The sequence below is a fragment of the Echinicola salinicaeni genome, assembly GCF_014280965.1.
Classification (GTDB): domain Bacteria; phylum Bacteroidota; class Bacteroidia; order Cytophagales; family Cyclobacteriaceae; genus Echinicola; species Echinicola salinicaeni.
The window spans coordinates 292,962-318,534 of the sequence record NZ_JACODZ010000005.1 but is presented as its reverse complement, the minus strand read 5'-3'; the positions used below and the strand labels follow the sequence as shown (position 1 = coordinate 318,534).

Annotated in this window: 20 protein-coding genes; 14 read left to right on the top strand and 6 right to left on the bottom strand. The window is 37.7% G+C overall.

Annotated features, from left to right (window positions below; translation table 11 throughout):
• The first annotated feature begins 8 nt into the window (after positions 1-8).
• From ccoG to H7U17_RS11305, 9 genes are all read left to right on the top strand, one after another.
• Entirely contained in the window at positions 9-1,421 is a 1,413-nt protein-coding gene (gene ccoG / locus H7U17_RS11345) for a cytochrome c oxidase accessory protein CcoG (protein WP_186756838.1), read from the top strand.
• A gap of 22 nt (positions 1,422-1,443) precedes the next feature.
• Positions 1,444-1,869, top strand: coding sequence for a FixH family protein (locus H7U17_RS11340; RefSeq protein WP_186756837.1), 426 nt, complete (start codon positions 1,444-1,446; stop codon positions 1,867-1,869).
• Positions 1,869-2,576, top strand: coding sequence for a sulfite exporter TauE/SafE family protein (locus H7U17_RS11335; RefSeq protein ID WP_186756836.1), 708 nt, complete (start codon positions 1,869-1,871; stop codon positions 2,574-2,576). Before H7U17_RS11340 ends, H7U17_RS11335 begins: the two co-directional genes overlap by 1 nt.
• 300 nt (positions 2,577-2,876) lie before the next feature.
• Positions 2,877-3,440: an RNA polymerase sigma factor gene (locus H7U17_RS11330; protein WP_186756835.1), complete on the top strand. Its 564-nt coding sequence runs from the start codon at positions 2,877-2,879 to the stop codon at positions 3,438-3,440.
• Positions 3,409-4,632, top strand: coding sequence for a porin family protein (locus H7U17_RS11325; protein ID WP_186756834.1), 1,224 nt, complete (start codon positions 3,409-3,411; stop codon positions 4,630-4,632). The genes H7U17_RS11330 and H7U17_RS11325 overlap by 32 nt, the downstream gene beginning before the upstream one ends.
• A gap of 122 nt (positions 4,633-4,754) precedes the next feature.
• Positions 4,755-5,264, top strand: coding sequence for a CHRD domain-containing protein (locus tag H7U17_RS11320; protein WP_186756833.1), 510 nt, complete (start codon positions 4,755-4,757; stop codon positions 5,262-5,264).
• A gap of 85 nt (positions 5,265-5,349) precedes the next feature.
• Positions 5,350-5,715, top strand: a complete 366-nt coding sequence (locus tag H7U17_RS11315; protein ID WP_186756832.1) for a 2-polyprenyl-6-methoxyphenol hydroxylase — start codon at positions 5,350-5,352, stop codon at positions 5,713-5,715.
• Between the two features lie 11 nt (positions 5,716-5,726).
• Positions 5,727-6,263 (top strand): YceI family protein, encoded by a 537-nt coding sequence (locus H7U17_RS11310; RefSeq protein ID WP_186756831.1) that lies wholly within the window; start codon positions 5,727-5,729, stop codon positions 6,261-6,263.
• Positions 6,264-6,334: 71 nt separating this feature from the next.
• Positions 6,335-7,168 (top strand): DUF5777 family beta-barrel protein, encoded by an 834-nt coding sequence (locus tag H7U17_RS11305; RefSeq protein ID WP_230981374.1) that lies wholly within the window; start codon positions 6,335-6,337, stop codon positions 7,166-7,168.
• A gap of 3 nt (positions 7,169-7,171) precedes the next feature.
• On the opposite strand, the gene H7U17_RS11300 is transcribed toward H7U17_RS11305, so the two are convergent.
• Positions 7,172-8,245, bottom strand: a complete 1,074-nt coding sequence (locus H7U17_RS11300; RefSeq protein WP_186756829.1) for a LacI family DNA-binding transcriptional regulator — start codon at positions 8,243-8,245, stop codon at positions 7,172-7,174.
• Positions 8,246-8,815: 570 nt separating this feature from the next.
• Between H7U17_RS11300 and H7U17_RS11295 the strand changes: the two genes are divergently transcribed.
• From H7U17_RS11295 to ffh, 3 genes are all read left to right on the top strand, one after another.
• Positions 8,816-12,232 carry a SusC/RagA family TonB-linked outer membrane protein gene (locus H7U17_RS11295; protein ID WP_230981373.1) on the top strand — a complete coding sequence of 1,139 codons (3,417 nt, stop codon included), beginning with the start codon at positions 8,816-8,818 and terminating at the stop codon, positions 12,230-12,232.
• Positions 12,233-12,265: 33 nt separating this feature from the next.
• Complete coding sequence (locus H7U17_RS11290) at positions 12,266-13,849, top strand: SusD/RagB family nutrient-binding outer membrane lipoprotein (protein WP_186756828.1); 1,584 nt, start codon at positions 12,266-12,268, stop codon at positions 13,847-13,849.
• 660 nt (positions 13,850-14,509) lie between these two features.
• Positions 14,510-15,850 carry a signal recognition particle protein gene (gene ffh / locus H7U17_RS11285; protein WP_186756827.1) on the top strand — a complete coding sequence of 447 codons (1,341 nt, stop codon included), beginning with the start codon at positions 14,510-14,512 and terminating at the stop codon, positions 15,848-15,850.
• Positions 15,851-15,925: 75 nt separating this feature from the next.
• On the opposite strand, the gene H7U17_RS11280 is transcribed toward ffh, so the two are convergent.
• The gene (locus tag H7U17_RS11280; protein ID WP_186756826.1) at positions 15,926-17,098 is read right to left on the bottom strand and encodes a 2-isopropylmalate synthase; all 1,173 of its coding nucleotides are present in this window, start codon (positions 17,096-17,098) and stop codon (positions 15,926-15,928) included.
• A 140-nt stretch (positions 17,099-17,238) separates the two neighbouring features.
• Here H7U17_RS11280 and H7U17_RS11275 point away from each other — a divergent pair, with 140 nt between their 5' ends.
• A complete protein-coding gene (locus tag H7U17_RS11275) occupies positions 17,239-18,798 on the top strand; it encodes a hypothetical protein (RefSeq protein WP_186756825.1) in 1,560 nt (519 codons plus the stop codon).
• 57 nt (positions 18,799-18,855) lie between these two features.
• Here H7U17_RS11275 and H7U17_RS11270 read toward each other — a convergent pair whose 3' ends face one another.
• The 3 genes from H7U17_RS11270 to H7U17_RS11260 form a co-directional block, all read right to left on the bottom strand.
• Positions 18,856-19,332: a nucleoside deaminase gene (locus H7U17_RS11270; protein WP_186756824.1), complete on the bottom strand. Its 477-nt coding sequence runs from the start codon at positions 19,330-19,332 to the stop codon at positions 18,856-18,858.
• A gap of 92 nt (positions 19,333-19,424) precedes the next feature.
• On the bottom strand, positions 19,425-20,162 hold the full coding sequence (locus H7U17_RS11265) for a LytR/AlgR family response regulator transcription factor (RefSeq protein WP_186756823.1): 738 nt from the start codon (positions 20,160-20,162) through the stop codon (positions 19,425-19,427).
• Complete coding sequence (locus H7U17_RS11260) at positions 20,159-21,235, bottom strand: sensor histidine kinase (RefSeq protein WP_186756822.1); 1,077 nt, start codon at positions 21,233-21,235, stop codon at positions 20,159-20,161. Before H7U17_RS11260 ends, H7U17_RS11265 begins: the two co-directional genes overlap by 4 nt.
• Before the next feature lie 300 nt (positions 21,236-21,535).
• On the opposite strand from H7U17_RS11260, the gene H7U17_RS11255 reads away from it, so the two are divergent.
• Complete coding sequence (locus tag H7U17_RS11255; RefSeq protein WP_186756821.1) at positions 21,536-24,049, top strand: TonB-dependent receptor; 2,514 nt, start codon at positions 21,536-21,538, stop codon at positions 24,047-24,049.
• Positions 24,050-24,129: 80 nt separating this feature from the next.
• Here H7U17_RS11255 and H7U17_RS11250 read toward each other — a convergent pair whose 3' ends face one another.
• Positions 24,130-25,569, bottom strand: a complete 1,440-nt coding sequence (locus H7U17_RS11250; protein WP_186756820.1) for a RagB/SusD family nutrient uptake outer membrane protein — start codon at positions 25,567-25,569, stop codon at positions 24,130-24,132.
• Positions 25,570-25,573: the final 4 nt, after the last annotated feature.

Sequence of the window (25,573 nt, the reverse complement as noted above, 5' to 3'; positions counted from 1 at the left end):
ACAGAACGATGTCTCACGATCAGCAAAATAAATCAGAAGCTTTTAGAGATTCCCTTTCCACAGTAAAGGACGATGGGGGAAGGAATTGGGTATATCCCAAAAAGGTGCGTGGTTTTTTCTATAAATGGAGAACGTATGTTTCCTGGATTCTATTAGCTATTTTATTTGCAGGTCCATTTCTAAAGATTGGAGGAAAGCCTTTTCTTTTGTTGAATATTTTCGAAAGGAAATTCATCATATTCGGACAGGTGTTTTGGCCTCAGGATACCCATATCCTGTTGTTCTTATTGCTCATATTCTTTGTCTTTATCATCCTGTTTACTGTAGTCTTTGGAAGGGTGTTTTGTGGTTGGGCCTGTCCTCAGACCCTGTTTATGGAGATGGTGTTTCGCAAAATCGAGTATTGGATTGAGGGAGATGCCAATCAACAAAAACGTTTGAATGCCCAGCCTTGGAACCAGGAAAAAATATTGAAAAAGGGAGCCAAAATGACATTGTTCTTACTTATCTCCCTTTTGATTTCCCATCTGGTGATGGCTTACCTTATAGGGGTGGATCAAACCTTGGAAATAATAAGTAGTCCGCCTTCAGATCATTTGGCAGGCTTCATGGCCTTACTGGCCTTTACCGGGGTTTTTCTCTTTGTATTCTCTTGGTTTAGGGAGCAAGCCTGTACGGTGGTTTGTCCATATGGTAGGCTGCAAGGAGTTTTATTGGACACCAATTCCATCAATGTATCCTATGATTACTTACGGGGAGAGCCAAGGGGGAAAATAAATAAGAAAGAACCTGAGAAATCAGCTAAAGGAGATTGTGTAGACTGTAATCTATGTGTTCAGGTTTGCCCTACAGGTATAGATATCAGGAATGGCGTGCAAATGGAATGTGTCAACTGCACAGCCTGTATTGATGCTTGTGATGAGGTGATGGTGAAGGTGGATAGACCTAAGGGCTTGATTCGTTATGCTTCTGAGAATAGTATTAAGGAAGGACATCAAAAGCTGATTACTCCGAGGGTAGTAGGTTATATAGCTGTTTTATTGATTTTAGTAGTAGCCTTTGTGGGATTGCTCATGACCAGAACTGAAATGTCAGCAACGGTTACCAGGTTTAGAGGTATGACTTATCAAGAAAGGACTGATGGTCAAATTAGTAATCTTTACGAAGTGACCTTTATTAATAAAACCTTTGATGAGCAGGATGTACAAATAAAATCATCTAATCCCCAATTTATAGTGGAGGCCAATGATGAGGGTAATTGGACTTTGGATGGGCAATCTAAAGTTGAAGGAAGGTTCTTTCTGGTAATCGATGCCAATGAGGTAACAGAAATTAATCAGGAAGTGGAATTATTGTTACTTCAAAATGGTGAAGTAATCGATGAAATCAAAACGAATTTTATGGCGCCAATGCCAAAATAGGATTATTTAAAATCATGAGATTATGAACTGGGGAAATTCGATTGTATTGGTATTTGTTGTATTTGCAGCCATTGTTTTTACCATGGTGGGAATTTGCATCAAACAGGATGATATCCATTTGGTTACAGAACAGTACTATGAGGCTGAGATCAAATATCAGGAACAAATAGAAAAGGTTTCCAATGCCGCATTGTTATCTGAAAAAGCAATGAACTTTGATCCCTCGGAAAAATCATTGAATATCCACTTGGAAGATGGGATGAAAGGAACGGTTTGGCTTTTTAGACCTTCCGATGCACGCTTGGATCAGAAAATAGATTTTGAAATTGATCAGACAGAAAATAAGAAGATTAGCCTGAGCAAATTGGAGCAAGGCTATTGGAAGGCAAAAGTCGCTTGGTCCAATGCCGGTAAGGAATATTTTGAAGAGCTAAAAATCACACTATAATGATTTGGACAGCATTTCTTTTGGGATTTTTGGGTTCATTTCATTGTCTTGGAATGTGTGGCCCGATTGCCTTGGCAGTATCAAGCTCCGATAAACAAAAGGCTGTCATGAAAAAAGTTTGGTACAACCTAGGCCGAACAGGCACTTATGCCATTTTAGGATTATTTGCTGGTACCATCGGTTTGGGCTTGGAGTTGGCAGGTTTTCAACAATGGGTCTCTATAGGCCTCGGAGTTTTGATTATTCTTTTCGCGTTTATGTATAAAAAGAGCGAAAGGGCTCTGGCAAAAGGAGGGGCTTATCAGCTTGTGGCCAAGGTTAAAAATGCTCTGGGATATTGGTTGAAAAAAGGAGGTTCAAAGGCTTTTTTTATGACAGGCTTAGTCAACGGTTTTTTGCCCTGCGGAATGGTATATATAGCCTTGTTGGGATCTATGGCCATGGCAGGACCTGTAGAAGGTGCAATTTATATGGTTAGTTTTGGAATGGGCACAATTCCACTTTTATTGGCCTTAATGCTAAGTGGAAATTTATTCAATGCAGATTGGAGAATAAGGCTGTTTAGGTTAATGCCTTATTTTGCCATATTCATAGGTTTATTGTTTGTTATAAGAGGCCTGGGTTTGGGGATTCATTTTTTAAGTCCTGCATTGGAAGTATTCGACCCTTCAAATGGAATCCCTGCTAGTATGACCATTTGCAAATAATTGGTTGTATTGGTTTCTGCGGATAGGCACTTTGCTATTTTAATGGCATTCTACAATGGGCATGTGGTCCAATGAATAACTTGGATGCCCCCCTTCCATTTTTAATAGGATATTGTTTTCAGTTTTTTATGTCGATCCTTTCAATTATATATTTTGTGCCCAAATTTTTTACAATCATAATAAGTGTATGTGTCTATTTTTCAATATATAATCGTTTAATTGTTGTAAAGGGAGAAATATTAAATGTTGACGCAACCCTTTCGAAGAATGTCTTGTATAGGCAAATGAACCATTTCTGTTGTGAACTACGAACCGGACCAAAGGCTGATTAAGGGGCTCCTGAAAAATGATAGAAAGTCCCAAGAACTGTTGTATAAGCAGTTTTACAGTTATGGTATGAGTGTTTGTCTACGTTATACGAGTAATAGAAATGACGCGGTGGAGGTATTGAATGATAGCTTCATGAAGGTATTCACCAAAATCCAGCAATATGATGAGCAATACGCTTTTAAGACTTGGTTCAGGAGAATTTTGATCAATTCATCCATTAATCACAATAAAAGCAAATTAAATAACCATTATGCTTTGAGTTTGGATGAGGTAGTGGAAGTAGAAGACAAGAAGAGCAGTATCATTAATGAACTCTCTTATGAAGAGTTGATAAAACTTATACAAAGCTTGTCTCCAATGTACAGGACTGTATTCAGTTTGTATGTAATTGAAGGTTATTCGCATCCTGAAATAGCAGACTTATTGGGGATAAGTGAAGGAGCTTCCAAGTCTAACCTATCCAGGGCAAGATTGAATTTAAGGGAATTACTAAAAAGGAATCATGAAAAAAGACTGGCGAAATATGAGCGATAAGGAGCTGGATGATTTCTTCAGAGAGGGCTTGGATGAGCCAGAGATTCCTTTTGTGGAGGAGGACTGGGAAAAGATGCAGGAAAAGATGATCCATTTGCCCGGAAATAACAAAGCAGGAGGATTTTATAGATACAAGTGGTTTCTCTTCGGTTTGGGATTATTATGGGTAGGAGCATTGAGCTGGTGGACTATCGATGCTTTTGATAAGCCATATCAAGAGGAAAACTCAAATATAATCGTGCAGAAGAATAATCAAAGGCAAGGAACGCCAGGTAATATTCCCGACAAGGAAACTGCTGCTTCTGCGCAGAATCAGGGAAGCATAAATATTGATGATATCAAAGAAGATACTGAACCTGGTAACGTAGATCAAAAAGAAAATTTGGCTGAAACTTCAAATATCAAAGCCAATAGGTTTATCCAAGAAATGGATAGATCAGAATCAGAAAAAAGAGGTAGCCATGATCCGTTTTATCAAAAGAATAACAGGGAATTGACGGTAGGATCTATGAATAAGCCATTGCCCATCTTTGAGCAGGATTATGAAAAGGAACTGGTACTAGATGTGGAAGCAGAGGGAGCTGTATTAGTTAAGAAGGCAGAAAATAGGATTTCACAGAGATGGAGTTTTTCATTATTACTTTCTCCTGATGTCAGTGCCTTAAAGCTTAAAGAAGTAAGGGGAGTGGGGACCAGTGCGGGAATAAATATTGAATATTATTTTCTACCTAAATGGAGCCTAAACTTGGGCGCTTTATATGCCTTTAAGACCTATGGGACTAGTGATGGCTATCAATTTTCCTATCCAAGTTCAAAGCCAATCACCTGGCTGGAAGGAGATTGTTATGTGTTGGATATACCTCTTAATATCAGGTATTATGCAATTAAAGGCACAATGGATAGATGGTATATCAGTTCTGGATTGTCCTCTTATCTAATGCTGAAGGAGAAATATCAGCTGGTAAATGGTTACAGTTCTTACTATCCAAATTATGAAAACCTGGAAATTAGGAACAAAAACCAGCATTATTTTCAGGTACTCAATATAAGTATGGGGTATGAAAGAAGACTTTCGGAAAAACTATCTATACAGGTTGAGCCCTATTTGAAATTACCTCTAAAAGGGGTGGGGGAAGGGCAGGTAAGTCTTAAGAGTGCAGGAGCACTTATAGGCTTAAAATATAATTGGTAGTGTTTTATAGATAATAAGTTTTAGAAAAATGGTGACCTGCATTTTGTACCAAAAAATGAGGGAAAATGGCAGGTTGGAAAAGTATTGCCTAATAGTTATTGAAAATATTTAAAAATAAAGTCATGGAAAAGTATATGAAGTTTTGGTTGTTGGGGATGATATTACTGCTTGCTGCAGGAATGGTTGCATGTAATGATGATGATGATGATGACCCAATCCCACAAGTGCAGAAAAAAGTCTATAATTTAAATGCTGTCGGAGAGTCTGGGGTGTCAGGTACAGTTACTTTCACAAGGCAAACTGATGGATTTACCCTAATAGAAATTGACTTGTCTGGTACTGCTGCGGGAAATTCTCATCCCTCACATATACATGCCAATTCAGCAAGTGAAGGTGGTGGTATAGTGATAGATTTGATGAATGTAGATGGTGCCACAGGAGAAAGCAGTACTACTGTCACAGAAAGAAATGATGGAACGGAGATTACTTATGAGGAATTGATTGCATTTGACGGATACGTGAATGTTCATCTAAGCGCTTCAGAGTTGTCTACATTAGTTGCCCAAGGGGATATTGGCAGTAATGCAACTGGGACATCCAATAATGGAAATGGTGGAGGTGTCCCTTACTAGCCGATAGTATGAGGGGACGGTTATCGCGTATTGCTGTCCCCTTTCTTTTTTTGATAAAACAATGTTCAACCTAAAATCAATTAAAATGAAAAGTTCAAAAATCTTATTAATTAGCTGCATGTTATTGGGAATGTTGGCTTGTGGAAGTGAAAATGAAGATGATATCATGCCTAATAATCCAAGTGCAGACCGATGTGATGATAATGAGGCGACCTTATCAGGTGAAGTATCTACAATAATTGAAAATAATTGTGCCATTTCAGGATGCCATGTGGCAGGAACTGGTAGGGTGGATTTAACTGTAACATCCAATATTATTCAAAATGCTACTCAAATCAGGAGTTATACAGAAAGTGGCTTTATGCCAGAAGCAAGTTCCGGTTTGACATTGACACAGACCCAAAAGGATGATATATATTGTTGGGTGGCTAATGGAGCTAATAACAACTAAAGAAATTTGTCATGAAAGCTTATTTAATTGCCTTAATGCTTTGGTTGATTGCCTCTCCACTATGGGGTCAATCATTTCGAACGGTATCTTCTGAGGTGAGCTTTTTTTCGAGTGCTCCTTTGGAAGATATTAAGGCTAATAATGAAGAAGTTATTGGAGTGTTCAATGCTGACAAAGGTGCCATTGCCTTTGTAGTTCAGATCAAGGGTTTTCAATTTGCTAAGTCATTGATGCAAGAACATTTTAATGAAAACTTTATGGAGTCAGAAAAGTATCCCCGGGCTACTTTTGAAGGTAAAGTGTTGGACTATAATTTAACTGAATCTGGTGAGCAACAAGCTAGGGTTGAGGGGACTATGACTATCCATGGAGAAAGTCAAGAGATGGAAGCAACGGGGACATTTGAAAAAAGAGCGGATGAAATTATTATGAAAGCTGTTTTTCCTATAGCCCTTGAAGATTATAATATTTCCATACCTAAAATCCTGTTTCAAAAAATTGCAGAGGAAGTGGAGGTCACCGTTCATTTTAAATTCAAAGAAGGATGAAAATTTTGAAAGTAGTAATTTTAGTTCTAGCAACAGTTTTTTTGAAAGTTTTTGGTCAAACTTCATCTCTAATGGCACAGGATAGTTTGCTGGAGCAATTACAGCAAGATGTCGATCCAATAGAAAATATTGTATTGGGAACATTTAAAGGGACTCGACTGATCAATGGGCACACTGTTATGATCAGAGGTGCAGGGAATCTAGATTTTATGATATCACATCGTTTCGGTAGGTTAAATTCTGGCGCTTATAATTTTTTCGGCTTAGATGAAGCCAATATTCGGCTGGGCCTGGAATATGCTTTTACCGATCGCCTGACGGTTGGTTTTGGAAGGAATTCATTTCAAAAAGTCTATGATGGTTTTGCCAAATATAATTTCCTCCGTCAACAATCAGGTGTCAGAAATATACCGGTTTCCATGACGTGGTATTCCAGTATGGCGGTCAATACTTTTAAGAGACCCGAATTACCTTTGAATTTTCAGAGAAGACTTTCCTTTGCGCACCAAATATTAATCTCCAGAAAGTTTTCAAAGTGTGTTTCCCTACAGTTAATGCCCAGTTATGTCCATCAAAACTTGGTGCCAACTAAGGAAGACAAAAATGATCTTATTGCCTTAGGTGTTGGAGGGAGTTTAAAACTAACCAAGCGGACCTCGTTGAATTTGGAGTATTATTATCGCGTAAATCCCAATGAGGATGACGGATTATACGATGTTTTCGCCATTGGTTTTGATATAGAAACAGGAGGACATGTTTTTCAACTCCATTTAACCAATGCTCAGGCCATGACAGAAACAGGATTCATCCCCGGAACCAGCGGAAATTTCTGGGATGGAGATATTCATTTTGGCTTTAATATTTCCAGGTCATTTCAGCTTAAAGAGAAGAATAAATCATGGTAAGGCCTAATGGATATTGGATTTGATATAAGAATCCAGATTATGTTTAGTAATTACCTCAAGGGGGAAAAGTTCTAATTTTGGTGTCTCTTTTTTGAATAATAGATGATTGGCCAAGTGGTAAATTCCTCTATTTACTTGTCTGTTTGGATTTTGGTTGATCAGAAAATTAATCTGACCTGATTTTAATAATTCTATATTCTCCTTCAACAAATCATATCCTACTATACAAATATTAGGAAGCTTGTATTTACTAATAATATTAGCGGTTAGTTTGGCACCCGAAGAAGTCGGAATGAATAATCCTTTAATATCATTGGATTTAATAGCATCTACTAGTTTGGATTCAAAAGACTTCATATCATCACCCTCGATAATAATGGATATGACCTCCATCTTACTAGATTGTTTTTTGTTAAAATAGTCCCTAAACCCCCTTTCTTTTTCAATAAAGTGAACAGAGTGTTGGACTTTTTCGCTGATATGCAAGATGGCTACTGTTCCTGAGTTGGATTTGGTGCAGAGATCGATCAAAGAACCTGCCAACTGACCACTTTGGTACAGATCCTGTCCGATAAAAGCAAGGGGAGATATTCCATTAATCATGGTATTAAAATGAACATAAGGTATTCCCAAACGCTGTATTTCTTTAAAAAAATCCAAGGCTACATTGAGGAAGATAGGAGCACTAATGATCGCATCGGGCTTATTTTCCAAAACATTATAGGCTACTCTTTTAAATGATTCTTCATCATTTAATTTAAAGAAATGGGTTTCGATTTGCATTTGGTAGGGTTGCCATTCTTTCTTTGAGGCCTCCAGACTGTCCAAAGAAAGTTTCCAGTAAGGATCTTCATCAGGGTGGGGAACCAATACAGCAATTCTATTGGTCTTATTTGAGCCTAAGGTTTTGGCGAGAAGGTTTGGGGTGTAGTCGATTTCTTTCAAGATTTTCTCCACCTTTTTACGGGCTACATCAGAAACTTTGCCTCTTTTATGAATTACCCTGTCTACTGTTCCAACTGAAACACCAGATAATTTGGCAATGTCCTTAATCCGAATTGTTTTATTCTTCTCCATTTAAGTATAAAGCTGATTTGGAATATAATTAGCTATATCCAGAACAATTTAATGACTTTTTTCCAACTGTCAGCAAAATAAAATCACCTGATAATAGGAATCAAGTGTAGTTGTATTACTGAATTGTTAACAACATTTTTTAATTGTAACCAAAAACTTAATTAAAAGGCTACAAAGATGAGTAATATTTAATGAATCTTAAAATAACGTAGTTTTTATATAATCTTAGTTTATTGCTTTTGTTTCTATGTGTGCGCAAACAAATATAGTGTGTGCGCAAACATTTTTAGAATTTTTTTTGAATCAATGAAATATATTTCTACTTTGGTGGTGTTAAAATATTTTAATAAGTGTTAAGTGAAATGTTAAATTATTGTTTTTAAATAAGTAGTTGAGCTAGGATTTTAATGATTTCAATTGCTAAAAAAAGCAATAATATATGTTTCAGGTTACTGGTTTATTCCAGGTATTAAATCTCTGTAATCACCCTTATGGAGAGGAGAACTAAAATTAATTGATGCGTATTTGAGCTTGTCTCAATGGAAAACTCTTTCACCTAAACAATTAAATATGAAAAAACTAATTACCCGCAAAACGAAACCCAATTTGCCTTTCAAAAGGAAAAGCAAGGTCCTATTAGCCCAGAGTATGCTGGTAGGTTTAGTGCTTTCTGGTCATGCTTCGGCGAATGTACTAGAAAACGCTCCGATTTTTAATGATGGTATCAGTATCAACAAGGCTGATATCACAATAAAAGGAACCGTAACAGATACCAATGGCGAACCATTACCAGGTGCTGCTGTAACCATTCAGGGAAAAAGTATTGGTACTATTACTGATTTAGATGGTAAATTCACACTGGATGTACCTGCCAATTCAACTTTGGTGGTTTCTTTTCTAGGTTTTACCACGCAAACGATTGCAATCGGCAATCAAACAGAACTTAATATTGTCCTAGAAGAGGAGGCTGCAGCACTTGATGAGTATGTGGTAACCGCCTTCGGTATGGACAAAAAACAAAAAGCGCTAGGTTATGCGACTACTACCGTAAAGTCTGATGAATTGGTGAAGGTAGGAACGCCTAATGTTGCTTCTGCTCTTTATGGTAAAGCTCCAGGAGTTAGAATTCAAACCGGTGCTGGTGGTGCTACTTCAGCAGTTAATATTCAGATCCGTGGTGTCAACTCCATTACAGGTAAAAACCAGCCATTGATCGTATTGGATGGTGTGCCTATCCGTAACGAAGAAGTTACCAATAATAATTATTGGAGTGATCAGCGTTTGAGAGGTAATGGTCTATTGGACATTAACCCTGCTGATATTGATAACATCTCTATTTTGAAAGGTGCCTCTGCTGCAGCCCTATATGGTTCTGAAGCGGTAAACGGTGTTGTATTGATTACCACCAAAAAAGGTAAATCAGGTGAAAAAGGCATGAGTGTAGATTTTAATGCTAATTACACTGTAGATAAGATTGCCTATTTGCCTAAATACCAAAACGTAAGAGGTCCAGGTGGTCCTGCTCATGTTTGGGATTTGGGTCAAGCTGAAGATGGCTTTAACTATGACGAGGAAACCGGTGAGCGCATCGTGCCTAATACGACCATTAACTTTGGGCCTGAATTTGATGGCCAACCAATGCGTACTTGGGATGGTGAAATGAGACCTTACGTGGCTCAAGAGGACAACTATGCTGCCTTGTTTAACAATCCAGTGAGTTCTCAAGTGAATGTAGCGATCTCTAATGCCAATGATAAAGGAAGTTTCCGTCTTTCATTGACCCGTCAGGACAATGAGGCCTTGAGTTTGAATTCTAAGAACAGCAAGAACATTGTTAACTTGAATTCTACCTATAAGGTTAGCAAAAAGTGGAAAACGGATTTGATGATTAACTATATCAATCAGAACACGAAGAACCGTCCTTATTCTATCGACCGAATGATCAATAACTTCGGCGGTATGATGACGCGTTTTGATAATGGAGCTTGGTATTTGGATAATTATCAGACTAGTAGAGGTTATAGGTTCGTGACTGGTAATGGACAGAGTTTAACTCCCGATGAAAATATTTCAGGAAGTGGATTTTTGTCAGCCATTGCAGATTATGCTTGGAGAGTTAACAAGCATATGTTGAATGAAAACAGTAATCGTGTGATTGGTAGTTTGACCAATACCTTTGATATTACCAAAGAATTGAACTTGAGAGCTCGTGTGTCTACGGATTTCACTAACCGTTATTCAGAAGATGCAAGATCTACTACAAGACCATTGGCCTTTGGACCTTCCGGTTCATTTGGTATGCGTACTGAATTGTTCAGTATTCTCTATGGAGATGTAATGCTTAACTATAAGAAGCAAATTACAGATGAGGTGACTTTCAGTGCCATGGCAGGTTATACTGCTAGACAAGAAAGCTTTAATACTGTCAACAGAAGTACTAACGGTGGTTTGAGTTCAGAAAATCTATTTGATGTTGTGGCTTCCACAAATATTCCAAACTCAGGTTCAAATAGAACGGATAGGGTGATTGATGCTGCTTTGGGTACCGTTAACTTGGATTATAAAGGTGTTTGGTTTGTGGAAGGAACTATCCGTAGAGATAGAATTTCTACCATGAATCCTGATAACAATACTTTTGTTTATCCTTCTGTTAACTCAAGTTTTGCGATTTCTGATGCGATTACCTTACCTCAGTTCATTACTTTCTCTAAGCTGAGAGGTTCTTGGGGTATCGTGGGTAACTATCCTGATATTTACAGAGCGAATATTGCTTATAACCAAAACTCATTAGGTGAGCAACAGCCGGGTGGAAATAATGTACTTTATACCAATTTGGGAACTAGCTTTGGAAACGACTTGATCCGTCCGGAGCAAAAGCATGAATTTGAATTTGGTTTGGATACAAGGTTCTTTAACAATCGTTTTGGATTAGATGTCTCTTACTATAATGCACAGATTCGTGACCAAATTTTGCCATTGACCTTGCCTTCAACTTCAGGAGCAAGATCGGTATTGACCAATATTGGTACTTTGAGAAACCAAGGTGTTGAAGTTTCTTTGAATGGTGCGATTATCGAAACAAGAGATTTCGGATGGAATGCTATCTTTAATATTGCTAAAAACGTCAACAAGGTAGAGAAGTTGGCCAATGGTGCAACTGAATTGCTACACAGAGACTATGATGGTAATGCTGCTCAGCTTCGTTCTGTAGTTGGTAATCCAATGGGTGATTTTTATGCTCGTCCAGTGGCTACTGATGATAACGGAAATAGAATTGTTCAGCCAAACGGTCTATATAAAATTGATGACCAAAACTGGATCAAAGCGGGTAATGCTATGCCTGATGCAGTAGGTGGTTTCATCAATGATGTTAGATATAAGAATTTCAATGTATCAGCAGTAATCGACTTCCAGATCGGAGGTAGTGTAATGCCAACTGGTATTAACTGGATGACTAGCCGTGGTTTGACTGAGGAAAGTTTGAACAATATGAATGAAGAAAGAGGTGGTCTTGCTTATTATCAAGATGAAGATGGACAAGGTGTACAAGTTCCTCATTCTACTACTCAAGGTCCAAATGGTGAAACAGTATACCACGACGGTATGTTGATGGATGGTGTTACGGCTGATGGTCAAGAAAATACCAATGTGGTTTCTCAAGCATATTATTACCAAATGACTTATAACTGGGGTGGTCCTCAGTATAGCCAGTCAAGATATGAACTATATATCAAGGACAATGACTATGCAAAATTGAGAGAGCTTTCTATTGGTTATACACTTCCTAATCATATCACCTCTAAAATTGGTGCTTCTAACGTGAATGTTTCAGTATTTGGTAGAAATTTATTCTTCCTTTACAGAAATATCAAGAACCTAGATCCTGAGGTGTTAACAGGTGGCTCAAGATGGGCTCAGTCCTTGACAAGTGCAGGTACCAACCCTGCAACCAGAACTTATGGTGTAATGTTAAGAGCTAAATTCTAAAAGCTAGTTTAAGAACAATTCATATTAATAGACATGAATATCAATAGACTATTTATATATATATTTCTGATCGGTAGCTTAGCAAGCTGTACCATGTCAGACTTTGCGGATAATTATACAGATCCTTCTAAGCTTTCTGAAACTACAGTAGGAAAGCAGTTTACAGGAATGATTCATTCCAATAGACTGTATGTATTACCAGGTTACAGAGATTACTTTGTAGTTAAAAGAATTACTTCAAACAGATATACTCAGGCTACTGGCTGGGTGAATATTGAAAACCAATATGTACCAGGATCTGCTGCTGTAAATGATATCTGGGATGCTTATTATAACTTCATGGCCCAATACCGTGAGTTAGAAAAAGTATACAATGGGCTAACTGAGCAGGAGCAAGAAGATAACCGTTTGTTCATGATTGCTGCAAATACCTATTTCTATGGTCAAACTCAGCAAATGGTAGATTTACATGGTGATATCCCATGGACTGAAGCAGGAATGCTTAGCCAAAATGGTGGTGATTATACTAAATCATATGCAGGTTACGACAAGGCTAGCGACATCTATACTAAAATGCTAGATGATTTGGCAGGCTTTGCCGATGAGTTGAGAGGCTTAGAAATTAATCAAGCTGTTGAGGCTGATTTCAATACTCAGGATTTGATCAACCGTGGTGATGTCGAATTATGGTTGAAATATATCAACTCTTTGAGATTGAGAATGCTTACCAGAGTGAGTGGAACTAGCGAATTCGCAGCTAGAGCGACTGCTGAAATCGCTGAGATTTTGTCTAATCCTTCTGATTACCCAGTAGTTACTGATAATGATGATAATATCCTTTTCAGAATCCATACTTTGGGTACCCTAATGGGAGCTACTCAATTTCAGGATGGATTAGAGTCTTGGGATGGTAACTTGGCAGGTGAGGCTATTTTGAGCCATATGGTGGATAACCAAGATCCAAGATTGACTTATGTGTTCGAACCAGGTGAAGAAGCTAATGGTGAATATATGGGATTGGATCCTTTGTTGAACCCAACTGCACAGAATGATTTGGTATTGTCTCAGACTTTGAGTATTTACAATAGATCTACCTTCAGTAGAAACCAATACTTCCCAGGTGTCATCATGACTGCTTCGGAAGTACATTTGATGGCAGCTGAGCACTACTTGAAAGAAGGCCAGAGCTCAATGGCTAAGATGCATTATGAAGAAGCTATCAAGCAGTCCATCAGTTTCTATGAATACTTGAGAAGCATCAGTAACAATACCGAAGCAGCTGCTCCAGTAGTTCCAACTGATGCAGCTATTGCAAGTTATTTAACAATGGATGCTGTTTCTTGGGATGCTGCTGCTAGCGCTGATGAGCAGTTGAAGTTGATCGCAGAGCAGAAATGGTTACATTTTAACATAGTTCAACCTACTGAAAGCTGGCATGAACTTAGAAGACTTGATAAAGTGGAATTGGAATTCTGGGTAGATAATTCTAACCAGCAAAGTACTCCTCCAAGTCGTTGGATGTATCCTGGATCTGAGCAGACTTACAATACTGAAAACTATGCTAAGGTTCAGTCTGATGATAAGCTTAGCAACCAAATATTCTGGGATGTAAATTAATAAAGTTTCATCTTAAAAATTTGAGTAAAAATTGTTTTGGGGACAATTTAGGCCGTGCCTGCAGTAATACTGCTTGGTGCGGCTTTTTTTATTTTTAGGCTTAATTTTTTTACCGTATGTTCATCCTTAGGGGATAAAACGTTCTTAATACTAAAATGTGATTCTAATCAATGTGATGATCAATTGAAGATTTAGGATTGAAAATACAAGATGATGCATGTATAATGTGCAGTGGCGGATTTTACTTTTTGCATATAATGCTCACGAAAAAAAAATCAGTAGAAGGAGATAGGTTAGATAGGAATAAAAAAAGCCGCTGGTTTTATCCGGCGGCTTTCTTTTAGGATTAAAAATTAAAAGTAAAGTATAATTACTTTGTTTGATTGAAAAAAGTGAAACAGTAAGACTAATGTACAATAAAATTTCAAAAAATAAAATACCGTGATTAGGGTATTTTTTGAATTAAACTGTAAATAAAATGCATAAATATAGAATGTCTCTAAATAAAAAATTTGAATGAATTGCTATAACGTTTTACTTGTTCTTAAATAGACTTAGGAAAAAGGCCAGTTGTTGAATAAGAAATTGAGAATAAAAGAGCCATGCCTTCTAAAAAAATTAAATTATTGTATTTTTGCACTAAATAGAAGAATAAGACACATGTTTGATAATCTTAGTTATAAATTAGATAAAGCATTTAAGACCCTAAAAGGGACAGGTAAAATCACGGAGATCAATGTTGCCAGTACGGTTAAGGAGATCAGAAGAGCCTTGATTGATGCTGATGTTAACTATAAAGTAGCCAAGGAAGTTACCGATACTATTAAGACGGAAGCTTTAGGCAGGGATGTGTTGATCTCTGTTTCTCCAGGGCAATTATTAGTAAAGATCACTCAGGAAGAGCTGACCAAATTGATGGGAGGCAAAAAGGAGGATATTAACCTAAGTGGTGATCCTGGAGTGATATTGATTTCCGGACTTCAAGGTTCAGGTAAAACTACCTTTTCTGGAAAATTGGCCAGCCACCTTAAAAAGCAGGGAAGACAAGTATTATTGGTAGCTTGTGATATTTATAGACCTGCGGCGATTGAGCAGTTGAAAACTTTGGGTGAGCAGATAGGTGTAGAGGTATATGCTGAGCCTGAAAATAAAAATGCCTTGGACATTGCATCTAAGGCCATTGAATATGCTAAGAAAAACGGAAAGAAAACCGTAATCGTCGATACAGCTGGTCGTTTGGCAGTGGATGAACAGATGATGAATGAGATCTCTGAATTAAAGGAGCATCTTAATCCAGCTGAAACCTTGTTTGTAGTTGACTCAATGACCGGTCAGGATGCTGTCAATACAGCCAAAACCTTTGATGAGCGATTAGACTTCAATGGGGTAGTTTTGACCAAATTGGATGGTGATACCCGTGGTGGTGCAGCGATTTCTATCCGTCACGTAGTAGATAAACCAATCAAGTTTATTTCTACTGGTGAGAAGATGGAAAATTTGGATGTGTTCTATCCTGACCGTATGGCTCAGCGAATCCTTGGCATGGGTGACGTTGTATCTTTGGTAGAGCGTGCTCAGCAGTCTTTTGATGAAGATGAAGCTAAAAGGATCAATGCAAAAATCCGTAAGAATCAGTTTAACTTTGATGATTTCCTTTCCCAACTTGAGCAAATCAAGAAAATGGGTAACTTGAAAGATTTAATGGGGATGATCCCTGGAATGGGTAAAGCGATCAAAGGATTGGATATTGATGATGATTCTTTCAAACCAATAGAAGCGATTATCAGAAGTATGACACCTTTGGAGCGTGAGAACCCTGATGTGATTGATGGAGGAAGAAGGAGAAGAATAGCGAAGGGAAGTGGAAGGTCTATTCAAGAAGTTAATAATTTGATGAAACAGTTTTCTGATATGAGAAAATTGATGAAGCAAATGAATAAAATGGGGGGAGCTCAACGAGCATTGGGTAATCTGATGCCTAAAGCAGGAGGAAGAAGATAATATGTGTTAGGTATAAATGAAAAAAATCCAGATCGTTAAAACGATCTGGATTTTTTTATGGATAAATATTTTTTCTTAAGCTTCTACTTTTCCTGATAGCTTAGCTACTTTCATGATCTCATGTAAATCATCATCGGTAATTTCCTTTTTAAGGTCTGCATGCTCCAAGAACAATTGATAAACCTCATCCAGTTGCAATTTGGTCAGGTTATAACCAATTTTATGTGCTCTGAATGCCAATGCAGCTCGGCCACTTCTAGCAGTTAGTACAATCATTGATTCATGAACGCCTACCTCTTCTGGATCAATGATCTCGTAAGTTTCTCGGTTTTTGATTACACCATCTTGGTGGATACCGGAGGAGTGAGCAAAAGCATTGGAACCGACAATCGCTTTGTTTGGCTGAACGATCATCCCCATTCTTTCAGAAACCAATCTACTTACTGGGTTAAGCAATTTGGAGTTGATATTGTTATAAACGTCCAATCTTGGGTGTTGCTTCATTATCATGGCCACCTCTTCTAAAGAAGTGTTTCCAGCTCGCTCTCCAATACCGTTTATGGTACATTCGATTTGTCTTGCACCATTCATTACTGCAGATATGGCATTGGCAGTAGCGAGGCCAAGATCATTGTGGCAATGGGCTGAAATGATTACATTTTCAATGCCCGCTACATTGTCCATAAGGTATTTGACTTTTGCACCATATTCATCAGGTAAGCAATAACCAGTAGTATCAGGGATATTAAGTACAGTAGCTCCGGCTTTGATGACAGCTTCACAGACTCGGGCAAGATATTCATTGTCTGTTCTGCCAGCATCTTCTGCATAAAATTCCACATCCTCTACAAACTTTTTGGCGTGTTTGACTGCTCCTACAGCTCTTTCGAGAATTTGGTCTGGTGTACTTTTAAATTTAAATTTTATATGAGAAGGCGAGGTTCCGATTCCTGTATGGATTCTTGGTCTTTTAGCATATTTAAGGGCTTCAGCAGCCACTTCAATATCCTTTTGAACACCTCTAGAAAGTCCGCAAATAATAGGTTCTGATACACTTTTAGAGATTTCCACAACTGATTTGAAATCCCCTGGACTGGAAATAGGAAAACCTGCCTCAATTACATCTACTCCGAGTTGCTCGAGTTTTTGGGCAATTTCGATTTTTTGAGGGGTGTTCAACTTACAGCCTGGGACTTGTTCTCCGTCCCTTAGGGTGGTGTCAAAGATCAGTACTTGTTGTTTATCCATAACGTGTTGTTTTTATCTAAAATCTAAAGTAAAATCTAATGGTTTGATTGTAAATTGTATTAATTATATTTGTCCAATGTTCAATGGTATAGTTTATAACGTAAAATACTGAAAAACAGTTTGTTGAGTTGTTTATTCTTATGAAGTTAGAAAGAGGGAAAGATATTGTTTTTAATTTAATTAAGTCTTTGAGCACTTCAGAGAAGCGGGGGTTCAAACTTTATGCAAAGCGATTTGGAGCGAATGAAAATGCCAAATTTGTGAAGCTGTTTGATACCATGGATAAAATGGAGGCTTACGATGAAGTTTATCTCTTAAAGAAAGCTCCTGTTACCAAGAAGCAGCTGGCCAATATGAAGTCACATTTGTACAAACAGATCTTGATCAGTCTACGGTTGATTTACGCTGATCAGAATGTGGAGCTGCAGTTGAATGAACAAATTGATTTTGCAAGGATTTTATACAATAAGGGACTTTATCAGCAAAGTTTAAGGTTATTGGCCAAAGCAAAGCATATAGCCGAAAAGTATTTTTTGGATACAATTATGCTTAGGATAGTGGAGTTGGAAAAGGTAATAGAATCCCAGCATATCACCAGGAGTATGCGGGATAGAGCTGAAATTCTTGCCAATGAAGCCAAAAACTTGGCCAAGAGTGCTACGCAAAAGAACTCATTTAGTAACCTGTCTTTGCAATTATATGGACTATACTTAAAGGTAGGGCATGTGAAAGATGAATTTGATAAAAAGCTAGTAGAAGCTTATTATCTGAAAAACATGCCTGAATATGATATGGAAGAGCTTAATTTCTATGAGAAGTTATATCTATTTCAGGCACAAGTTTGGTTTTACCATATTTTGCAGGATTTTCCTCTATGTTTTAGAGCTGCACATCGCTGGGTAGGACTTTATGAAGAGCATCCTCATATGAAAAAGGTAGCAACAGGAAATTATCTCAAGGCCTATCATTATTTATTGGATACTTTATTCTATCTGCAGCATTATGATCGATTCACAGAAGTATTCGAACAGTTTAAGGATAGCTTGGAGAATGATGATTTTAAAATGGATGATAACTGTAGGGTTTTGGCCTTTCTCTATTATTATTCCAATAGTATCAATTATCATTTTCTAACAGGCGATTTCAGTGGAGGAGTTAAATCAGTGGTTCCATCGCTATTGAAGGAAATGACTCTGTTGGAGGATAAGTTGGATGTGCACCACGTTATCGTTTTACATTATAAGATTGCCTGTTTGTATTTTGGAGGCGGGGACAATATCAATGCTATACGTCATTTGAATGAAGTGATTGATCATAAAGGAGATGGTTTAAGGGAGGATTTGCAGTGCTTTGCCCATATTCTAAAGCTGATTGCCAGCTATGAAGAGGGTTTGGATGATAATCTTGAGCATCAAATAAAAACAGTTTATAGGTTTTTGATAAAAATGCAGGATTTGCACTTGGTACAGCAGGAGATGATGTCCTTTGTGAGGAACTTGAACAGAATTTATGATTATCAATTAAAATCAGCTTTCATTGATCTTCGAGATAGCTTGATTCAATATGAAAATCACCCTTATGAAAAAAGGGCCTTTTTGTATTTGGACATCATTTCATGGTTGGAAAGTAAAATCCAAGGCAGACCAGTTCAAGAGGTAATTCGAGAGAAATATCAAAAAAAGTTAATAAGGGAGAAATGATTTATTCTAAACTAGTAAGTCTTGGTGCTGAAATCCTTTGATATAGATTTACGGGTATCAATATACTTTTTTGTCTTCAAAATTTTCCCATTCACTAAATACTTTTAGGGCTTCGTCATTGGGAGCATGTTGCATGGGGATTTTTCGGTCCTGAGGCGGAAGCGGCAATTCGTGATAAATAAAGTCATCATCAAATCCAGCCTCGGAAGCCTGTTGGCGTGTATTGGCGTAAAATACTTGTTTGGGTCTTGCCCAATAAATGGCTCCCAAGCACATCGGGCAGGGCTCGCAAGAAGTATAGATTTCACAGCCTTCAAGCTGAAAGGTCCTTAGGTTTTTGCAAGCCTCTCTAATGGCTACCACTTCTGCATGAGCAGTGGGGTCATTATTGGAGAGTACTTGGTTATTACCTTGTCCTATAATAACTCCATCCTTCACTATTACACATCCAAAGGGACCTCCGTTGCCTGAATGCATTCCTGATCTCGAAAGATTAATGGCCATCTGCATATAGGTTTTTTGCAATTCTGTCATATCGTGGGAGCTAAATGTATATAATTGGTTTGTGTTGATTTAAATTAATTCGAATCTGTCAAAATATGAAACGCTTAGCCTTAGATTTAGTTTTAACCAATCCATTTGTTTACAAATTGCAAAAAGTTGTCTTTATAGTTTTCGCTGACCGCTATGGTAGTGTTGCTGATATTTACCGTATTTTTTGTGATAGATTGAATATGGTCTAGAGAAATAATATAAGAGCGATGTATTCTCATAAATTGATTTTCTGGAAGAATCTCCTCCATGTTTTTGAGGCTGGTCAAAGAAAGAAGGGGAGAGGATCTATCTGCCAAGTGAACTTTAACGTAATCTTTGTATCCTTCCACATATAAAATATCTTTTAGCACGACTTTCACCAATTGGTATTCCACCTTAATAAAAATATAACTTTGTTGTGGATTATCGGCTGAGGTGTTGGATTGAGACGATTTGGATTCAAAGAAGTGGTAAGCTTTAGTGCAGGATTTTAAGAATTCTTCATAACTAAATGGCTTGAGGAGATAATCCATGGCATCAACTTTATATCCCTCTATGGCAAACTGATTATAGGCAGTGGTGAAGATTATTCTAGGTACATTGCTTTGTTTGTTGCTGTCCAAAACCCTTGCCAGCTCCATGCCAGAAAGATCCGGCATTTGGATGTCGAGAAAAATCAGGTCCACTTCATGGCTATGCACAAAGGAAAGCGCATCAATGGCATTTTCAAATTTAGCTTCCAAGGATAAAAAGCTGGTTTGTTCGATAAAGCTACAGATAAGATCCAATGCCAAAGGTTCGTCATCTACAGCGATGCATTTGATTTTCATGCCAGATTGATTTTCAAGGTTACACGATATTCATTTTCAGGGTTTTGATCATCAATTGACAATTCATATTGTTTATTATACAGTAATGACAGTCTTCTTTTGGTATTGGTGAGCCCTATTCCTTTCAGGTGACTTTCAGGACTGTTGGGATTTTTGGGAATGATTTTATTACAGGTTTTTAATGTCAGTTCATTCTTGAATTGCTTTACACTGATATAAATCTGACTTTCTTGCTTGGAGCTTATGCCGTGTTTGAAACAATTCTCCACAAATGGGAGGAATAGCATTGGGGCAATTACTTTGTCCTCAACAGTTTCTTGAATATCCAGCTCTACTTTTACTTTATGAGAAATTCTTAATTTCATCAGTTCGATAAAATCTTTGATAAAATTAATCTCTTTACTAAGTAAGGTTTGATCTTTTTCTGTTTCATACAGGACATAGCGCATCATTCTGGAAAGTTTATGCAAGGCGATACGAGCCCTTTCCACATCAATATTGGTTAGTGAGTAGATATTATTGAGGGTATTAAAAAAGAAGTGGGGGTTTATCTGGGCCTTTAGGTAGGAAAGCTCAGAATTAATCCTTTGCTGATCAAGTTGTCTCCTTAAAGCTTCATCTGATTGCCATTTTTGTACGGCTGCCACACTAGTACTAATGCCCAACCCAAGAAAAAGCACTAGAAGTATGAAAATATTGATAAATTCTTTCTTTTCTACATAGGGCTTGTCATCATCAGGATGAAATGACCGGTGCATTAGTTCAGGAAGATTGATGCTGTTTTCAAAGTACTGGATCATGTACATTAACAGGAAACACAGCCCAATGCTAAGAATAATAAATAGACCGATTTTACCATTGAAGAGTATTTTGGGTACTAAAATATCTTTGTTAAAATAAAATAAGCCAACCAAGAGGGAGAGAAACAAAGCCTGTCTCCACCAAAACTCTGTAGGGAGTGTGGTTTTCCATGATAGTGGACCAAGTAAGAATAGTGTAGCCGCTACTACAGCCCAAACTAATATATGTATAAGGAATGAGATGTTTTTATGGAAAACGGGTGATTGGTTCATGCATTTAGCTTCTTTTTCTATTTAAACATAAAACAATCTTCTTAAAACAAGAAATGCTAATCTGCCAATAGGAAGGATTTGCCCATGAATTTGGGCTTCTGCTCCATTAATTGGTTTCTGAATCTCCAAATAAATGGTTTATCTATTGAATCAGCCCATTAGTCGATAAAGTATCCTGTACTATCTATCGCTTTTTTTAAAATAAACATTTCAATCTACTTTAGTTTTGAATAGTGTCCATGTGACGCTCCTGAACCACCAATTTTAATATTATAAAACTTACCATTTAATCTTAATTTCATGAATTCTCTATTAAAAACTTTGTGTTTTTTAAGCTTGATTTTGATTTCACTGAAGCCTTCGGGCTATGCGCAAACGGCCTCTGATGCAAAAGAAGCTAATTACCAAATCACTGGTACAGTGGTGGAGTCATCGTCCGGTGATCCTGTGGCCTATGCTACAGTAATGCTCTTGGAGACAGATTCTGATAAGAATGTATCAGGCGGAGTGGCCGATGATGAAGGCAAATTTTTTATAACCGGGTTTAAGCCTGGTGCTTATAAGCTGAAAATTAATTTTGTTGGTTTTTCACCTTATGTAAAAGAAAACATTCTAGTAAAATCAGGGCAGAAATTGATCAATTTAGGAGAGGTTGAAATGGAAGAGGAGTCGGTTTCCTTGGAAGAAGTGACGGTTCAAGGGCAGCGTGAATTGATTACGGAAAAAGTGGACAGAACAATCTACAATGCTGAAAATGATAAGACCACTGTAGGTGGAGATGCGACGGATGTACTGAGAAGAGTTCCTATGTTATCTGTTGATTTGGATGGAAATGTGTCCATGAGGGGAAGTAATAATTTAGTCGTGCTGATTGATAATAAGCCTTCCACCATGTCCGCTAGTAGTATTGCGGATGCGCTGAAACAAATTCCGGCTGATGAAATCAAGTCTGTAGAAGTCATTACTTCTCCATCTGCTAAGTATGATGCTGAAGGTTCTGGTGGAGTGATCAATATTGTTACGAAGAAAAATAACCTACAGGGAACTTCCTTAAGTATCAATACCTCTGCAGGAATGAGAGGATCGAATTTGGGCTTGAATGCTAGTGCAAGAAAAGGTAAGTGGGGCTTCTCCCTTGGAGGATTTGGCCGTGCTGGTTATAATGTGAATGGAGGATTTGAAAATACCCAGTCAGTTACCAACCCTGATGGAACCATTAACAGGACGGTTCAAAGTTCCGATACCAGGAACAATATGTTGATGGGGAGATATAATTTTGGTGCTGATTATGAAATCGACAAGTATAATTGGTTGGCAGCATCTGTGAATTTTGGCATGTTTAATTTTAAAAACAAGCAGGACAATTTACTGACAGAAAGTTATTTGGATGAGGTGTTGGAAAGTGCTTTGATGAGGAGGGTAAATACAGATAATTTATCCAACACAGTAGATGTGAGTTTGAACTATACCAGGACGTATGAAAAGCCCCAAAAGGAGTTCAGCATCATGTCACTATATAGTCGTAATAATAGAACCAATAATTTTGTGCAATCACTATTAGATGATGATTTTGATTTAGTAGAGCAGCGGATCAAAAATGACAATCTGAGCAATAATCAAGAGTTTACCGTACAGATAGATTATATCACACCTATAGGAAACGGCGAGGATCAAATTCTGGAATATGGGGCTAAAAATATCATGAGGAGGGTAAATAGTGATTATGCCTATTTTGTGGCAGAAGGAGCAGATGGTGAGTATGTAGAGAATGAGGATGCACAGTTTTCCAATGAGTTCAATTATGACCAAAATGTATCAGCAGCCTATTTGTCTTATACTTTGGGATTTTGGGAGAATTATACTGTAAAAGCAGGTGCTAGATATGAGTACACCACGATTAATGCAGATTTTAAGACTGGAGAAAATGTTGCGGACATCCCTTCATATGGGGTGTTGGTACCAAGTGTAAACCTTAGCCGTAAATTGAAAAATGGCAATATGGTGAAAGCTGCCTATAACAGAAGGATACAAAGACCATCACTGAGGTATCTTAATCCCAATATTCAGGGATCCAATCCAAGTCAAATCACTCAAGGTAATCCACTTTTGGATCCAGAATATACAGATAACTATGAGCTGTCTTATAGTACCTACTTCAAAAATGCCAGTATCAATCTTTCCAGTTTCTTTAGAAATTCCAGTGGTTCCATCCAGCCCGTTCGCAGTGTAATGGATGATGGAGTGATTTATACCACTTATGAGAATATCGGTGTGGAAAAAGCTTATGGCTTGAGCTTATTTTCCAATCTGAATATTTCAAATAAGCTTTCTTTTAATGGAAGTATTGATACCTATTATACCTCAATAGATAATAACCTTGAAGATCCACTTTACAGTGCTTCAAATGAAGGTTTTGTGGTTAGTGGTAGACTGTTTGGTAATTATAATATTACGGATACTTGGGTGGTGCAGGCCTTTGGTTTTGCCAGAGGAAGAAGAGTGAATTTGCAAGGTTATAGCTCAGGTTTTGGGATTTATGGATTGAGCTTTAATAAGCAGTTCAATGAGAAAAAGGGAAGTATAGGTTTTGGTGCTGAGAATTTCATGACTCCAGAATTCAAGATGAATAATGAAATAAGCTCCAATAATATTTCACAGCAGAGTACCAATATTATGCGAAATATGAACTTTAAGATCAACTTTAGTTACCGCATAGGGAAAATGACTGTCAATAAGCGTAAGAAAAGATCCATAGAGAATGAAGACCTTAAGGGTGGTGGCGGAGATAATGGAGGAATGATGGGAGCGCAATAAAGTTATTATGTGGGTCAATTAAACAGAAAAAGCACATTGGATTTCCAATGTGCTTTTCTTTTTATAAAATTTATAACTGTTTACCAGCCTGTATTTTGTGGCAATAAGTTTTCGTCAATATTAATTTCATTTTGAGGCACTGGCCACATGAGAAGTCTGGAATTATAGATTCTTTCATGCCCAATTACACTGGTTACATTTTCCATGGATGCTTGCAGGTCAGCAGCTCCGTATCTTAAGATGTCAAAGTAGTAATGACCTTCAAAAGCAAGCTCTAACCTTCTTTCTTTTTTGATAGCTGTTCTTAATTGATCCTTGCTTAATCCGGTAGGAAGATTGTCAAGACCCACCCTGTTTCGGATTTTGTTTATCGCATTGTAGGCAATAGCCGTAGGACCGTTTAATTCATTCTCAGCTTCAGCCAAGTTCAATAGAATTTCTGCATACCTAAATACTACGAAATTGGCATCACCATCATCGGTAATTGTAGGATCTTCTATTACTCCCTTGATCAATGCAAGGCCAGTTTCAGTTCTTATTGGGTCAAAAGCTTCTCCAGCAAATGTTTGTCCTGCTTGAAGTATAGTGATATCTTTTCTGATGTCACCTGCTTCATACACGTCTGCCAATTCTTGAAGTGGGGAATAAGGTGCTACTCCAAATGCAGGAATTGCGCCAGAGCTTGCGTTAAAAGCACTTCCTACTCCGCCAGTTCCTGTTTTGCCCAAAAACTGTATTTCAAAGATCGATTCAGTGGTGTTGTTTTCCAATGCTGGCAAAAACATGTCTTTATAGCTAGCAGTAGGCAATAGATCATAGCCTAAAGCAGTAACTTGGTTCGCTGCTTGTATGGCTTCACTATATTGTTTATTGTATAGATGAACCCTTGATTTCAATGCTAATGCAGCACCTTTTGTAGCTCTTCCTAGATTAGAAGGACCGTAAGAATCAGGCAGGTTATTAATAGCAATATTAATATCAGCAAGAATCTGAGTAAGCACCTCAGATTTTGGATTTCTGGCTACCAGGGATTCTTCTACAGATTGTTTTGTCAAAATCAAAGGTACGTCTCCGTAAAGATTGGTCAAGTGGAAGTAAAACAAAGCCCTTAGGAAGTGAGCTTCTCCCAAAATTCTATTTTTGGTGTTTTCATCCATTTGAATTTCTGGAACATTGAGCAAAACTTCATTTGCCCTAACAATGCCTTCATAAGACTTTCTCCAGAAATTGAGTGGCCAAACACTTGATGCGTCAAACCCTCTACCTTCACTGATCTCCAGATAATGGTTATATGACCACTGTGAATAGGCATTATCAACCAATGCATCAGAATGTCTCATAAAGTCCCTATACATCTGATTATGGGCAAGGACATTGTATACACCATTGATAGCCAAAGTGGCATCATCGCTAGTTGCCCAAAATTCTGGAGCACCGATAGAGTTAAGCGGATAACGTTCTAAATCAGCACATCCCAGGCAAAGCGCAGTCAGAATAAATGCAATATATTTTTTCATCATTTTC